Source organism: Micromonospora sp. WMMD737 (assembly GCF_049179055.1).
Classification (GTDB): Bacteria; Actinomycetota; Actinomycetes; order Mycobacteriales; family Micromonosporaceae; genus Micromonospora; species Micromonospora reichwaldensis.
Genome location: NZ_JBMHMH010000001.1, coordinates 6,824,963 through 6,840,322, shown reverse-complemented (window position 1 = coordinate 6,840,322; position 15,360 = coordinate 6,824,963). Strand labels below are relative to the sequence as shown.

The window sequence follows — 15,360 nt, the reverse complement described above, 5'->3', positions numbered from 1 at the left end:
CCGCAACCCCGGGGTGGCCCGTCACCGCCGGGCGGCCGGCTCCTGGGCGGTGACCGCCGGGGCCGCCTCCGCCGCCGGCAGGGTCACCGTGACCTCCAGCCCGCCACCGGTCTGGGCGACCACCTTCACGGTGCCGCCGTGCGCGTCGCAGACCGCCCGGACGATCGAGAGCCCGAGGCCCGAGCCGCGCGCGCCGGTACGCTCCCGGCCGCCGCGCCGGAACGGCTCGAACAGGCCGGGCACGTCGGCCTGGTCCACCTCGAAACCGGTGTTGCCCACCACCAGCCACGACCGGCACCCGTCCGACCCGGTACGCACCCAGACCCGGCCGTGCAGGTGGTTGTAGCGGATCGCGTTCTCGATCAGGTTGCCGGCCAGCCGGTCCAGCAGCCCGGGATCGCCGACGACCGGCGCTGACTCCAGCGAGGTCTGCACCCGCAGCTTGATCCGCTCGACCTCCCGGCGTACCGCCGACAGGGCGTTGGCGGTGCCGGCGGCGAGGTCGCACTCGGTGCGGCGGCCCAGCCGGCGGCCCGCCTGGGCCTCGCTGCGGGCGAGCACCAGCAGGGCGTCGACCAGCCCGTTGGCCCGCTCGGAGGCGTCCCGGACCACGGTGGCCATCCGGCGGTACTCGGCGGCGTCCGCCTCGTCGTCGCTGAGCGTCACGTCGATCTCGGTACGCATCACCGCGAGGGGGGTCCGCAGCTCGTGCGAGGCGTTGGCCACGAAGCGCTTCTGCGCCTCGAACGCGGCGGCGATGCGGTCCAGCATCTCGTCGAAGGTCTCCGCCAGCTCGGCCACCTCGTCGTCGGCGCCCGAATAGCCGATCCGCTGGTCCAGGGTGGTCTCGCCCAACCGGCGGGCGGTGGCGGTGACCTGGTGCAGCGGTCGCAGCGCCCGGCCGGCGACCGCGTACGCGCCGGCCACCCCGACGACGCTGATCGCCAGCAGCGCCACCAGGCCCTTGACCAGCAGCTCCGCGCTGGCCGCGTCGACCAGTTGGCGCTGCCACTGCGCGGCGTCCAGCGACCGGCCGTCCGCCAGCACCACCACGGTGCCGGGCAGCAGCTCGTCGGTCGGGCGCAGCGCGTCGCGGACCAGCAGCCAGGCCAGCAGCACCAGGATCGCGCCCGCGCCGACCAGCAGCACCCCGTTGAGCAGGGTCAGCCGCAGCCGCAGCGTCGGCCGCAGCAGGGCCCGCCGGGTCGCGCCACCAGCCTTCGTCCGCGACTGCGGGGCTCGCAAAACCGGCTCACTCCTCGCGCTCACAGCGCCACCTTCATTCGCGACTGCGGGGCTCGCAAAACCGGCTCACTCCTCGCGCTCACAGGGCCCCCGCCCCCGTCCCCGTCCCCGCCGTGCGGTAGCCCGCACCGACCACCGTCTCGATCAGCGGCGGGTCGCCGAGCTTCTTGCGCAGCGTCATCACGGTGACCCGGACGATCGTGGTGAACGGATCGGTGTTGGCGTCCCAGACCCGTTCCAGCAGTTCCTCGCTGGAGACCACGGCGCCGCGCGCCTTGAGCAGCTCGCAGAGCACGCCGAACTCCTTGTTGGTCAGGTCGACCGGCTGGCCGCCCCGGGTGGCCACCCGGCGGGCCGGGTCGAGAACCAGATCGGCGAGTTCGAGCACCGGCGGCGCGGCCGGGGTGGCCCGCCGGCCGAGCGCCTGCACCCGGGCGACCAGCTCGTCGAAGGCGAACGGCTTCGGCAGGTAGTCGTCCGCGCCGAGCTGCAGCCCCTCCACCCGGTCGGCGACGGTGCCGCTGGCCGTCAGCATCAGCACCCGGGTGAGCGTGCCGGAGGCGGCCAGCTCGGCGCAGATCTGGTCACCGTGCATGCCGGGCAGGTCCCGGTCGAGCACCACCACGTCGTACCGCGTGACGAACGCCATCTCGTGGCCGCTGTCGCCGTCGTAGGCGACGTCCACCGCCATCCCCCGCTTGCGCAGCCCCCGCGCGATCGCGTCGGCGAGGTTGCGCTCGTCCTCGACCACCAGTACCCGCATCCCGGCCTCCTCGCGCCCCTGACCACCCACAACCTAGTGCCGGCAGCCAAACCGCCCCGCACCCGCCGTCCCGGCCCGCCCCGTTGCAGAAAACCTTCGTCGTACGCAATGCTCTTGGCGGCAACCTTCACGACGGACGGGAAGACACATGACCGACGCGGCGCCGACGATCCGACGGGACGTCACCTACCGGGGCTTCCGCCTTCCCGGCGACGCCGGGCTGGGCAGCCTGTCCGGGCTGCGCGCGGGCGGACGGGGCCTCGAACTGGCCGATCCGGCCGACCGGCTCGACCACACCGACGCCGACGGCCGCACCCGGCGGTACGCGGCCGGCAGCTGGACGTCCCCGCCCGTGCCGGTCGGCTTCGCCGTGCGCGACGTCGTGCCCTCGTGGACCGGGGACACCCCCGGCGACTGCTGGCTGCGGGTGGAGCTGCGGGGCTGGCACGACGACGCGCCGGCCACCGGGTGGTACGTCCTCGCCGACTGGGCGGCCGACGACCACGCGATCCGCCGGACGTCCGTGCCCGGGCAGCGCGACGCCGACGCCCGGGTGGACACGGACACGCTGGTGGTGACGGGCGCGACCGTCACCGGCTGGCAGGTCCGGGTGACCCTGCTCCGGCCCGAGGACACCGACGCGACCCCGGTGCTGCGCGCGGTCGGGGCGGTCGCCGCGGGCCCGCGCCCGACGGCTGCGGCCGGGGCGTCCCGACCCACCGCAGCGGGCTCCCCGCCGGTGGCGGCCGGGCCCGCCCCGGTCACCGGGCCCGGGTCCCTCGCCCCGGGTCCCACCCCTGCGGGTGGGTCCGCCGCGACGGCGCCGGCCGCCTGGGGCACGGTCCTGGACGTGCCGCGCTACTCGCAGCGGCTGCACGCCGGCGCCCACCCGCAGTGGGGTGGCGGCGGGGACGCCTGGTGCAGCCCCACCTGCACCTCGATGGTGCTGGCCTTCTGGGACGCCGCCCCGGCCCCGACCCGGTACGCCTGGGTGGCTCCGGCCGGCCCCCGCCCGGTGGTGGTGCACGCTGCGCGACACTGCTACGACCACGCCTTCGCCGGGGCCGGCAACTGGGCGTTCAACACCGCGTACGCGGGCCTGCACGGGGTGGACGCCTTCGTCACCCGGCTGCGGTCGCTGGCCGAGGCGGAGGCGTTCGTGGCCACCGGCATCCCGCTGATCGTCTCCGCCGCGTTCACGTCGGGCGAGGTGCCCGGGCTGGACTACGACACCGCCGGGCACCTGATGGTGCTGGTGGGCTTCACCGCCACGGGCGCGCCGGTGCTCAACGACCCGTACGCCCCGGACGACGACGGGGTGCGCCGGACCGTCGACCGGGACCGGTTCGAGGCCGCCTGGCAGGGTGGCAGCGGCGGGGTGGCGTACGTGCTCCGCCCGCCCGGTGTGCCGCTCCCCCCGGCGCCGGAGCAGCCCAACTGGTGACCCCGGCGGCGTCCGTGGCACCGGACGCGCGGCGGCTCAACCGGGATAGCGCCAGACGCCGAGCTCGCCCGTCTGCAGCCGGCACACCACCGTGTCGGCCCGGCTGCGGCAGTCCCCGGACGCGCCGCGGAGCACGTCCAGCACCCGGGCCCGGCCGGCGGCGACGTCCAGCTCGGCGACCACCACCCCGCCACCGGCGGCGGCCGGCCGCACGGCGAGGATCCGTTCGTCGGCGTGCCAGGTCATCAGCTGCCAGGTGCCCAGGTCGGCCACTTCCCGACCGGTGGCCGCGTCGAGCACGCCCAGCCGGTCGCCGAGGGGCCCGGGCGCGACCGCCAGGAGCCGGCCGCCCTGTGCCGACAGCACCCCGAACCACCGCTCGCCGACCCACCGGAGCGCGCCGGTCGCCGGGTCGAGCGCGACGAACCTGTTCCCCCCTGGCACGCACACCAGCTCGCCGCACTCGGTGACGTGCTCCACCATGGGGACGCGCGCCTCCCACCGCCGCCGCAGCCCGTCCAGCCCGTAGGCGGTCACCACGCCCGCGGTCGACCGGACGACCAGCAGCAGGTCGAACGCCACCACCACGTGCCCGGAGGTCTCGTCGAGGCCCAGGTCCGCCGAGTGCACCAGGGCGCCGGAGCGGGGGTCGCGCACCTCGACCCGCCCCTCGGCGGGGAGCAGGACGATCCGCTCGACCCGCCCGTCGCGGAGACTGTACGTCGCGCCCCCACGCGTCGTCGGCACCGACCAGAGGGCCCGCCCGGAGGCCGGATCCACCGACCGCACGGCGCCGCCCTCCTCCCCGCCGGTCTGCATCAGCAGGATCCCGGCCGGGTCCCACCAGGGGTAGCCGGGCTGCCGCCAGAGCCCGCGGCCGGTCGCGGCGTCCAGGGCGATCGTCTGCCCGTCGTCCTGGTCCCCGGTGACCGAGAAGAGCACCGACCCCGGCCCGGTCTGGACCTGCCAGAACCGGCCCGCCCCCGCGACCCGGGAGCGCCACACCGGGGTGGGCGGGGCGGCGTCGGCCGGCGCCCGCTCGGGCAGGGCGTACGCGCGCACCTCGACGGTCCCCTCGGGCTCCCCCTCGGCCGGCTCGACGACGTAGAGCCGGTCGCCGTGCAGGAACGCCTCCGACCCGAGCCGGGCCGGCACGACGAGCCCGACCCGGGCCGGCACCGGAGCGGCCGCCGCCACGGTGGCCACGAGGAACGCGAGCGCCAACGCGACCCGCACCGGGCGACCGACGGCGCGCGGCGGGCGCGGCGGCGGCGCCTCGCGGCCCGGCTCGTCGCGCACCTCGCCGAGGTCGATGAGCGTCACGCCCGCCCCTTCCGGTCGCGGTCACCGGGCAGTTCCCACACGCCCAACCCACCGTCCTCGCGCCGGCACGCGACGAACGACCCGCGAGCGCCGCACTCCCCCACCACGCCGCGCAGCGCCGCCAGCACCCGCACGCCCTCCCCACGCTCGTCGATCCGGCCGACCAGGTACCGCCCGTCGCGCTGCCGGCGGTGCACGGTCGTCGCGTCGGCCGAGAGCATCCCCGGGGGGCCGGCACGCCAGCGGCCCAGTTGCCGCACCGGCCGGCCGGTCGCCGCGTCGAGCAGCACATGCTCCGTGGCGCCACCGGAGAAGCGCCGGACGGCCAGCAGCCGGCCCTCGACGGCGACCGGCCCCAGCGCCGCGTTCTCGCTCCGCCAGCGCAGGGCGCCGGTGGCGGGATCGAGCAGCCGGATGGCGGGCGACCCGTCGTCCACACAGATCAGGACGCCGCAGTCGTAGGCCTCCGGCCGGTCGGCCGGGCCACGGGGCACGCTCCACCGTTGGCGCAGGCCGGGGATCTCGTAGCCGCTGAGGGCGCCGCTGGCGTCGGTGAGCAGCACCAGCTCCTCCGTGACCGTCAGCACGCGGGATCGGTCGGGCACGGCGGTCGCGGCGCGCGCCGCGCCCGTGTCGGGGTCGCGCAGCTCCAGCCGCCCGTCGGCGAGCACCGTCAGCAGGCTTATCCGCTGGTCCCGCCGCGACAGGTGGGCGTCCTCGAAGGCCAGCGGCTGCGACCACCGGACGGCACCGGTGGCGGGGTCCACCGAGCGCAGCACCGACGCGCCCGATCCGGCGAAGCTCGACAGCAGCAGGTGCCCGGCCGACGTGGCGCCGCGCAACTGCCCCTCGCCCCGCCAGCGCACCCCGCCGTCGGCGAGGGAGAGCCCGACCACCTCGGACGCCGTCCGGTCCCCGGCCAGGCCGACCGCCAGCAGGTCGCCGGCCCGGACGGCGTGGAACACCCGCCCCGGCGCGGGCAACGGCACCCGCCACAGGGGACGGCCGGAGGGCAGCCGGTGGGCGGCCAGCCGCGACACCGGGTCCCCGTCGGCCACCGTGGCGGGGCCCGACGGCTCCGCCACCAGCAGGACCCCGTCGACGAACACGAGACTCGCGTCCGGGCCGGCCGGCACCGTGACGCCCGGCGGTTGCGCGGGCCACGGCGCGGCGGCCGCCGACGTCACCAGGCAGAGCAGGGCGACCAGGGCCGGCGCCCAGCGGCGGAGGAACCGGCCCGGGCCGGGCCCGGCGGCCCCGTCGACGTCCCGTCGCTCGCCCAGGTCGATGACCGTCACGTGGCGTCCTCCCCGTCACACCGTGGCCTCCGGCGGACCGGCAAATCGGCCGTGGGGACACCGGCCCGGCAAAAGCGACGCCGGAGCGCCTGTACGATGGCGCGTCGTGGCTGTGCCGGTGGTAGACCCCTCGCTGAACTCCGTCTCCGAGCCCGTCGCGGCCGAGCCGACGCGCCGGCCCCGGCGCAGGCCCTCCCGCGCCGACGTACTGGCCATCGGAGCCTATGTCCTGCTCGGCGTTTTCGTGTGCCTGAACTACTGGGTCGACGTGCAGAACCGGGTGTCGTCGCACCTGCCCACCGACCACAGCTGGTTCGAGTGGCTCTTCTCGCACGGCGCGTACTCGGTGCGGCACCTGGAGAACCCGCTGTTCACCGAGCGGCAGAACGCCCCGGACGGGGTGAACATGATGGCGAACACCTCGCTGCTCGGGGTGACGCTGCCGCTGGCGCCGCTGACCATGCTCCTCGGCCCGCAGGTCATGTACGCCCTCTACCTGGGCGGTGCGCTGGCCGCGACCGCCGGCACGTCGTACTGGATGCTGTCGCGGCACCTGGTGCGCTCGCGCGCGGCGGCCTTCGTCGGCGGCGCGTTCCTCGGCTTCGCGCCGGGCATCGTGCACCACGCCAACGGCCAGCCCAACTTCGTCTCGAACTTCCTGCTGCCGCTGATCGTGGTGCGGGTGCTCCGGCTCGGCGAGCCCGGCCGGTGGCGGCGCAACGGGATCGTGCTCGGCCTGCTGGTGGCGTACCAGATCTTCATCAACGAGGAGATGCTGCTGCTCACCGCGCTGGCCTGCCTGGTCGTCGTGGTCGCGTACGCGATCATGCGGCCGGCGCGGACGCGGGCGGTGGCCGGCACCTTCGCCGCCGCGCTCGGCGTGGGCGGCGCTCTGGCGCTGCTGCTGACGGCCTACCCGATCTGGTTCCAGTTCAACGGCCCGCAGTCCTACCGGGGGTTGCAGGGCGGGGTGTTCCACAGCTGGGGCGAGGACCTGGCCGCCTTCGTCACCTTCGCCCGCGACACGGTGGCCGGCGACGAGGCGGTGGAGAAGACCATCGGGCTGACCGAGCAGAACACCTGGTTCGGCTGGCCGCTGGTGCTGCTGTCGCTGGTGGCGCTGGTGCTGCTGGTCCGCCGCTCGCTCGCCGCCCGCATCCTCGCGGTGCTGGTGGTGGTCTTCACGGTGGCCTCGATCGGCCCGAAGGTACGGATCAACGGGGTGGAGACGGAGACGGACGGCCCGTGGGCCTACATCTCCGACGACCTGCCGCTGGTCGAGATGATGATGCCGACCCGGCTGGCCCTGGTGGTGGCGGCGGCGCTCGGCGTGCTGCTCGCCCTGGCCTGGGACACCGTCGCCGGCGGCGGTCGCCCGCCGGTGCCGGCCCCCCGCGCCGGGTCCGACGGCGACGACCGCGCGGCCGGTGCCGAGGCCGCCGGGCCGCGCCGCCGCTGGCTCCGGCCGGTCGGGTACGCGGCCGTCGCGCTCGCCGTGCTGCCGCTGTTCCCGCGTCCGCTGCCCGCGGAGCCCGTCGACCCGCCGCCGCACTTCATCACCGCCGGCGGCTGGCGCCCGTACGTGCCGGAGGGCCGGACCCTGGTGCCGGTGCCGATCCCGAGCAACGTGCACGGCCTGCCCACGCTGCGCTGGAGCGCGCTGACGCAGCACGCGTTCCCGATCCCGGGCGGCTACTTCATCGGGCCGAACGAGCTGGGCGAGGGCGTCTTCGGCGCGCCCAACCGTCCGACCAGCACCCTGATCTACTCCACGATGGACTCCAACGCGGTCCCCGCGCTGACCGACGAGAACCGCCGCCAGGCCGTCGAGGACCTGCGCTTCTGGCGCGCGTCCGTGGTGGTCCTCGGCGCGCATCCCCGCGAGGCGGTCCTGCGCGAGCTGATGACCGCGCTGATCGGCCCGCCCCAGCGCGTCGACGACGTGTGGCTCTGGGACGTCCGGCCGCTCGTCGGCTGAGCCGTCAGCCCACCAGCGGGCGGACGTCCCAGACGTGGGCACCGGCCACCTCCCGGCCGGGCCCGAGCAGCGCGTCGAGCGTACGGCGCACCGGCTCGCCGTGGTGCAGTCCACCCTGCACCACCAGGGCGGCGCGCCAGTGCCGCAGGTCCTCGACCGCCTGCCGGCGGTGCTCGTCGGTGACCACCGGCACCTCGCCGGTCTCGGCCACCCGGCGCAGCAGCTCGGCGGTGGGACGGTCCGGGGCGCCCCACCGGGCGGCCGGGTCGTCGGCGCTCCGGGGGCCGATGAAGTAGCCGCCCGGGGCCGGGAAGGCCAGCCCCGTGCGGGCCGACCAGAGCATCGCCGGGCTGAGCCCCGCGCCGGTCACCGGCGGCACCGGGACCAGGGTCCGGCCCGGCGGTACGTGGGGCCGCCAGCCGCCCTCGGCCACGAACGCCGGCACCGGCCAGGCCGGCACGGTCCGGATCGGGGTGGGGATCAGTGGCAGCAGCGCGGCGGCCACCGCCCCGCCCCAGAGCAGCCGCACGGGCACGGCACCTACCCGGGCCTCGGCCTCGGGGCGCAGCCGATCGGCCTCGGCCACGGGGCGCAGCCGGTCCAGGGAGAGGGCGAGCAGGATGCCCAGCACCGGGACGCAGACCAGCGGGAAGCGCGCCGGCACCGCGTGGTCGAGCAGCGGCAGCGCGGCGACCAGCCGGTACGGCCCGGGGATCCCGGTCGACGTGCCGTCCAGGCGGACCTGCTCGCCCAGCGAGAGCAGCGCGAAGAGCAGCCCGCAGGCGGCCAGCGCGCGCACCAGCGGCCGGCGCCACAGCCAGATCACGATCACCACGGCGAGCACCAGCAGCCCCGGGCCGAAGAAGGAGTTCTCCTCGGTGGGGTTCGGCGCGAGCAGGCCGGGCAGGTGGTCGTCGCCGAGCACCGTCTGCCGCGCCGAGGCGGTGAAGGAAGCGGCGTCGAGCTGGTAGCCGTACGCGTGGAAGGGCATCCCCCGGTAGTGGCCCGGGCCGAAGAACTGGAACCACAGCGGGTACGCCAGCAGCGGCAGCGCCACCGCCACCCCGACCGCGAGGCGGCCGAGCAGCGCCGGTGCCCGCCGACGCGCGCTCTGCCGGTCGGCCGCCGCGTACGCCAGCGCGAACGTCCCGGCGGCGAGGACCAGGAAGGCCAGCACCTCCTCGCCGAGGAAGAGCTGGTACGCCACCAGCAGCCCGAGCAGCGTCCCGTGCCGCCACACCCGGCGCGGGTCCGGGTGGAACACCAGCGCCAGGATCACCGGCACCAGGAACTGCGCCGCCATGTGCAGGTGCGCCCCGGCCTGCGCGACCATGCCGGGGGCGAAGCCGCAGAAGAGCCCGCCGACGGCCGCCGCCGCCCGGGAGCCGACGAGCCGGCGGCGCAGCACCGCGTACCAGGCGGTCGCCGTGCCGGCGAGGCAGCAGACCACGGCCACCAGGAACGCGACCTGCGAGCCGAAGAGCAGGGTGACCGGGGTCAGCGGCACGCCCAGGCCCAGCACCGAGGTGTTGGCCATCAGGTTCACCCCGTCCGGGGCGTTCAGCTCCCCGCTGTACAGCGGGTTCTCCAGGCCCGTCACCGCCCGGGCCGCGCGGGCCAGCATCCACTCGAAGAGGACCTGGTCCCCCGCCTGGTGGAACAGCCGCCCCGGGCGACCCCACTGGCCGAGGGTCAGCAGCACGGCCAGGGCGAGGTAGCCGGCGACGACCAGCGCGTCCGGCGCGCGCACCGGCAGCCGGCGGGACCGCCGGGCGGGTGCCGCCCCGGCGGTGCCGGTCGCCGCCGGGGCGGTCATCAGGTCGGCTGGTCGGTCAGCGCCCGGACGTCCCAGACCCAGACGTCCAGCTCCCGGCGGCCGGGACCGACCAGCTGCTCGACGGTGCGCCGCAGCTGCTCGGAGTGGTGCTGGCCGACCGGGAGCACCAGGATGGCCGCCCGCCAGTACCGCAGCTCGTCGAGCGAGCGGCGGCGCTGCCGGTCGTCCAGCTTCGGGATGCGGCCGGTCGAGGCGACCTCCTCCAGCAGCCGCCCGACGCCGCTGGGCCGGCCGCCGAAGCGGCCGGGGTCGCCGGTGTTGCCGTTGCGCGGCGCCAGGAAGTAGCCGCCGGGGATCTTGAAGTCGAGGTTGGTGGAGGCGGCCCAGCGCATCCCGTGGGTGTGTCCCATGTTCGGCACCGGGATCGGCACCAGCGTCTGGTCCGGACCGACGTAGCCGCGCCACCGGTCGGCGGTGATGAAGTCCGGTACGGGCGGACGGGAGGTCACCTTCAGCGGCATCGGCGCGATCGGCAGCAGCGCGAGGACGAGCCCGGCCACGGTGAGCGTACGCAGCGTGCGCCGCTCGACCGGCAGCGTCCGGGAGCGCTCGACGGCGAGCGCCAGCAGGATGCCCACCACCACGCTGGTGATCAGGCCGAAGCGGGTGGGCACCACCGCGTCGAGCAGGGGCAGCCGGACCAGCCACTCCCAGGGCCCGGTGAACAGCTCCCGGTGCCACCAGGACACCCGCTCGCCGAGGGAGAGCACCGCGAAGAACGCCCCGGTCGCGGCGAGCGCCCGGACCAGCATCTCCCGGCGCAGCCAGGCCACGATGCCGACGGCCATCAGGGCGAGGCTCCAACCGAAGAAGGCGTTCTCCTCCGAGTAGTTCGGCGCGAGGTTGGCGTTGGCGCGCTCGTCGCCGCCGATCGTCGGCGAGCCGGGCGCGAAGAAGGCCGCGATGTCGTTGCCGTAGTCGCGGACCGCGTCGCTCAGGCCGTGGTACGCCATCGGCCCGGCGAACTGGACATAGAGCGGGTACGCCAGCAGCGACCCGGCGAGCACGGTGCAGATCGCGAGGGCCTTGGCCAGCGGTCGCCACGCCGCCGACCAGAGCCCGGGCCGCTGGGCGAGCACGGCGAGCAGGAACACCCCGCAGGCGAGCGCCGTGAAGAGCAGGATCTCCTCGTTGATGAACGCCTGGGCGGTGACCATCAGGGCGAGCAGCACGCCGTCGCGCCACGGCCGCCGGGACCGGGTGATGACCAGCACCCGCCAGACGATGAACGGCAGCAGGAACTGCGAGATGATGTTGGGGTGCCAGTTGGCGTGCGACAGCATCGCCGGCGAGAACCCGCAGAACCAGCCGCCGACGGCCGCCGCCAGCGGGCTGCGCACGACGTGCCGGGAGAGCACGAAGTACCAGGCCGAGGCCGTGCCGGCGAGCGCGAGCGTGACCAGCACCACGAAGGTCACGGCCGGCCCGAAGAGCAGCGTCACCGGGACCATCGGGATGCCCAGCGCGAGGATGGCCGTGTTGGCCATCAGGTTGACCCCGTCGGGGTAGTTGAACTGCTCGGTGAAGAACGGGAACTCGCCGTGCAGGACCACGCGTACCGAGTGGGCGAGGAAGAACTGCACCTGGGCCGGGTCGCTGCTGTAGAGCGAGGCCACCCGGCCGGCCGGGTCCACCCAGATCTGGCTGGTGACCCACACCGCGGCGAGCAGGAACAGGCCGAAGACCGTGAGGTCCTGCCGTCGCCGGGTCCACCGCCGGGGCCGGGCCGCGCCGTCCGCCCCGCCGGCCCCGCCGGAGGGGGCGGTGGCGTCGGTCGCTTCGGTGGTGGTCACGGCCGCGCCGGGGGCGTCGGCCTCTTCGGCGCGGGCGGCCCCGCCCGGCGTACGGTCACCGGCGCCCACGGGCGGCGCCACGGGTTCGGACGCGGGGGCCGCGGCGGCGTCGGATTCCGACCAGGATTCGGCGCGGGTCTCGGCAGGCGTCACAGTCGGCGGAGTCTACCCGAGCGGGACATTCACCCTGAAACCACGGCAGTGTCCTCTGTGGTCGGCGTCGCCCACCGCCCGCGACCTGCGCACGGACGGTGGGCGAGGTGGCGCGTCCCGGTGATCCGACATCTCGTACTATGGCGCTTTCCGTTGAACGACGGCTGAGGCGATCGAGGGGGCGTACAGGTGGCTCCAGTCCGCCGGCGCGGCATCATGGCCACCGCACTGCTGACCCTGCTGCTCACCGCGACCGCCTGCGGGCCGGTGGCCGACCGGCAGCCGGGCGACCTGCGGGTCGGCTACGACAGCCTGGACGGCGACCTGACGGTCTGGCCGCCACGCGGCACCCTGGCGGGCGACGCCGCCGTCAGGTCGGCGGTGACCGAGGCGGTACGCGACTGGCGGTCACCGGCCGACGACCGGGTGCACCTGCCCACGTCCGGGATCCTCTGGTCCGGCGAGGTCGGCGGCGCGCCGCTGGCCCTGGTCGCCGCGGACGTGCCCGGCGAGAGCGCCTCCTGGCTGCTCCAGGTCACCACCGAGGACGGCCGGTACGCGGTCACCCGCGCCGCCGAGTACACCGACCCCGGCTACCTCGTCTACTCCGACGTGCTCCCCGTGCACACCTCCGACGGGCGGCGCTACCTCACGTCGGGCCGGGTGCAGCGGCTGCTCGGGCCGGACGGCCGCGCCCTGCGGCACACCGACGGCCTCACCGAGCCGGTGACCGTGCCGGCCTGCCGGGCGGTGCCGGTGACCGCCACGCTCAGGGCCACCGAGGCGCTGCCCCGGGGCCGTGCCGCCGACCGGCTGCTGGACCTCGGCACCGGCACCACCGACCCGCGCTACCCCCTCGTACGCGACGAGAGCGGCTCCGGCAAGCGGGCCCTCACGGGCCTGGACACCTGCGCGCTCGCCGGCGAGGAGGGCCCGTTCGGCAGCGTCCCCCGGCGCATCGGCGACCGGGACGCGCCGCGCTCGGTGCCGTCGTCGTGGCCGATGACCAAGCTGACCGTACGCACCCTCGGCGAGGTGGCCCTCGGCGGCGGCGAGCCGGCGGAGCTGGAGCAGCTGAGCTGGGAGACGGCCGACGGCACGATGACCGCCGTGGTCTACCGCCCCGCCGACGGGGGCACGCCGGTGGTCTCCCCCGCCGACCGCGCCAACCCGTTGCAGACGTACACGCTGCCGGTGCCGGGGCAGCCGCTGGCCGTGCTGAGCTGGCGGCCGACCGCCGACAGTTCGCTGTCCACGCCGCCGGACACGCCCCGGCTGGTGGACCGGCCGGGGCTGGTCGTGGTGCCGGCGCCGACCCGGTCGGAGACGTTCAGCCTCGCCGAGGCGGAGAAGACGCACTACCGCTCCCTCGGCGGTCGCTGACCCGGCGTCGGCGTCCGTCGACCCGGCGTTCCCTCGGCGTCCGCTGACCGGCGCCTGAGACGCCGACGGCGGGTGGCCCGGTCTCCCGGGGCACCCGCCGTCGGCGGTCTGGAACTCAGTTCTGCGCGGTCGCGTCGTCGGCGGCGATCACCGGCTCGACCTGCTCCACGTCCAGCCGGGAGATCCAGCCGGTGACGTCGCGGGCCACGTCCTGCGCGGTCAGGCCGAGGTCGGCGAGGATCTGCGCGCGGCTGCCGTGCGGGTGCCAGTCGGCCGGCACGCCCAGGTCCTTCAGCGGCACCCGGACGTCGGCGTCCCGCATCGCCTGGGCGAGGGCGTCCCCGACGCCACCGACCCGGACGCCGTCCTCGACGGTGACCACGAGGCGGTGCCCGGCGGCCAGCTCGACGAGCTCGGCCGGGACCGGCCGGACCCAGCGCGGGTCGACCACGGTGACGCCGTAGCCCTGCTCGGCGACCCGGGTGGCCACCTCCATGCCCAGGTGGCCGAAGGAGCCGACCGCCACCAGCAGCACGTCCTTGCGCGCCGCCTCGGCCAGCACGTCGACGGTGCCGACCCGGCGCACGGCCGGCAGGTCGGCGGCCACGGTGCCGGTCGGGAAGCGGACGATGGTGGGGCCGTCGTCGACGCCCACCGCCTCGCGCAGCTCCTCGCGCAGGGTGGCGGCGTCGCGGGGCGCGGCGATCCGCAGGCCCGGCACGACACCGAAGATCGACATGTCCCACATGCCGTAGTGGCTGGGCCCGTCGGGGCCGGTGATGCCGGCCCGGTCCAGCACGAAGGTCACCGGCAGCTTGTGCATCGCCACGTCCAGCAGGACCTGGTCGAAGGCGCGGTTGAGGAAGGTCGCGTAGACCGCCACCACGGGGTGCAGCCCGCCGAGGGCCAGGCCGGCGGCCGAGGTGGCCGCGTGCTGCTCGGCGATGCCCACGTCGTAGACCCGGTTCGGGTGCTTGCGGGCCAGCTTGGCGAGGCCGGTGGGCTCGGCCATCGCGGCGGTGATGCCCACCACGTCGGGCCGCTCGTCGGCGATCGCGACCAGCTCGTCGGCGAAGACGCCGGTCCACTTCACCGACGGGGCGGCGACCGACTTGCCGGTCGCGACGTCGAAGGCGCCGGGGCCGTGGAAGCAGTCGGCCTCGTCCTCCTCGGCCGGGCGGTAGCCGTAGCCCTTGCGGGTGACGGCGTGCACGATGACCGGGCCGCCGAAGTTCTTCGCCGCCCGCAGCGCCGACTCGACCGCGGCCACGTCGTGCCCGTCGACCGGGCCGACGTACTTGATGCCGAGGTCCTCGAACATCGCCTGCGGGGCGACCGCGTCCTTGATGCCCCGCTTGACGGCGTGCAGCACCTCGTACATCGGCCGGCCGACCAGCGGCGTCGAGCCGAGCGCCTCCTTGACGGTGTCGAGCACCTTCTCGTAGCCGGGGTTGAGCCGCAGCGAGGAGAGGTGGTCGGCGAGGCCGCCGATGGTCGGCGCGTAGGAGCGGCCGTTGTCGTTGACCACGATCACCAGCGGGTTGCCGGCGGTGGCGATGTTGTTCAGCGCCTCCCAGCACATGCCGCCGGTGAGCGCGCCGTCGCCGACCACGGCGACCACGCTGCGCTGCTCGCCCCGCAGCTTGTACGCCTTGGCCAGGCCGTCGGCGTAGGACAGGGCGGTGGAGGCGTGCGAGTTCTCGATGAGGTCGTGCTCGCTCTCGGCCTGGCTCGGGTAACCCGAGAGGCCGCCGCGCTGCTTCAACTTGTCGAAGCCGACCTGCCGGCCCGTGACGATCTTGTGCACGTACGCCTGGTGGCCGGTGTCGAACAGCAGCCGGTCGCGCGGGGAGTCGAAGACCCGGTGCATGGCCAGCGTCAGCTCGACCACGCCCAGGTTGGGGCCGATGTGCCCGCCGGTACGTGAGACCTTGGCGACCAGGAAGTCACGGATCTCGGCGGCGAGGACGTCCAACTCCTCGGCGGACATCCGCTTGACGTCCTGCGGACCCCGGACGGTGGCCAGCAGCCCGGTGTGGTGGACCGTGCCCTCTTCAACGCTCATGACGCAAGAGTCTATCGGCCGCCCGACACTCCGCAGGCCGGCCCGGACGCCCGCCCACCGACGGGGGGCGCTGAGCGC

At 75.5% G+C, this 15,360-nt stretch carries 10 protein-coding genes; 3 read left to right on the top strand and 7 right to left on the bottom strand.

Going from position 1 to position 15,360, the window contains the following annotated elements; all coding sequences use genetic code 11:
• Window positions 1-21 precede the first annotated feature (21 nt).
• Entirely contained in the window at window positions 22-1,191 is a 1,170-nt protein-coding gene (locus ACN27A_RS30300; RefSeq protein ID WP_151452474.1) for a sensor histidine kinase, read from the bottom strand.
• A 133-nt stretch (window positions 1,192-1,324) separates the two neighbouring features.
• On the bottom strand, window positions 1,325-2,008 hold the full coding sequence (locus ACN27A_RS30295) for a response regulator transcription factor (protein WP_421457910.1): 684 nt from the start codon (window positions 2,006-2,008) through the stop codon (window positions 1,325-1,327).
• A 148-nt stretch (window positions 2,009-2,156) separates the two neighbouring features.
• Between ACN27A_RS30295 and ACN27A_RS30290 the strand changes: the two genes are divergently transcribed.
• Window positions 2,157-3,452 carry a C39 family peptidase gene (locus tag ACN27A_RS30290; RefSeq protein WP_421457909.1) on the top strand — a complete coding sequence of 432 codons (1,296 nt, stop codon included), beginning with the start codon at window positions 2,157-2,159 and terminating at the stop codon, window positions 3,450-3,452.
• A gap of 36 nt (window positions 3,453-3,488) precedes the next feature.
• On the opposite strand, the gene ACN27A_RS30285 is transcribed toward ACN27A_RS30290, so the two are convergent.
• On the bottom strand, window positions 3,489-4,775 hold the full coding sequence (locus ACN27A_RS30285) for a PQQ-binding-like beta-propeller repeat protein (protein WP_421457908.1): 1,287 nt from the start codon (window positions 4,773-4,775) through the stop codon (window positions 3,489-3,491).
• A complete protein-coding gene (locus tag ACN27A_RS30280) occupies window positions 4,772-6,073 on the bottom strand; it encodes a PQQ-binding-like beta-propeller repeat protein (RefSeq protein ID WP_421457907.1) in 1,302 nt (433 codons plus the stop codon). Before ACN27A_RS30280 ends, ACN27A_RS30285 begins: the two co-directional genes overlap by 4 nt.
• A 106-nt stretch (window positions 6,074-6,179) precedes the next feature.
• On the opposite strand from ACN27A_RS30280, the gene ACN27A_RS30275 reads away from it, so the two are divergent.
• Complete coding sequence (locus ACN27A_RS30275) at window positions 6,180-8,051, top strand: hypothetical protein (protein ID WP_421457906.1); 1,872 nt, start codon at window positions 6,180-6,182, stop codon at window positions 8,049-8,051.
• A 4-nt stretch (window positions 8,052-8,055) separates the two neighbouring features.
• Here the strand turns inward: ACN27A_RS30275 and ACN27A_RS30270 are convergent, their stop codons facing one another.
• Both ACN27A_RS30270 and ACN27A_RS30265 read right to left on the bottom strand, forming a co-directional pair.
• Complete coding sequence (locus tag ACN27A_RS30270) at window positions 8,056-9,867, bottom strand: hypothetical protein (RefSeq protein ID WP_421457905.1); 1,812 nt, start codon at window positions 9,865-9,867, stop codon at window positions 8,056-8,058.
• Window positions 9,867-11,834 carry a hypothetical protein gene (locus ACN27A_RS30265; RefSeq protein ID WP_421457904.1) on the bottom strand — a complete coding sequence of 656 codons (1,968 nt, stop codon included), beginning with the start codon at window positions 11,832-11,834 and terminating at the stop codon, window positions 9,867-9,869. The genes ACN27A_RS30270 and ACN27A_RS30265 overlap by 1 nt, the downstream gene beginning before the upstream one ends.
• A 189-nt stretch (window positions 11,835-12,023) precedes the next feature.
• On the opposite strand from ACN27A_RS30265, the gene ACN27A_RS30260 reads away from it, so the two are divergent.
• Complete coding sequence (locus ACN27A_RS30260) at window positions 12,024-13,217, top strand: hypothetical protein (protein WP_421457903.1); 1,194 nt, start codon at window positions 12,024-12,026, stop codon at window positions 13,215-13,217.
• A gap of 115 nt (window positions 13,218-13,332) precedes the next feature.
• On the opposite strand, the gene dxs is transcribed toward ACN27A_RS30260, so the two are convergent.
• Window positions 13,333-15,282 carry a 1-deoxy-D-xylulose-5-phosphate synthase gene (gene dxs, locus ACN27A_RS30255; protein ID WP_357578754.1) on the bottom strand — a complete coding sequence of 650 codons (1,950 nt, stop codon included), beginning with the start codon at window positions 15,280-15,282 and terminating at the stop codon, window positions 13,333-13,335.
• Window positions 15,283-15,360: the final 78 nt, after the last annotated feature.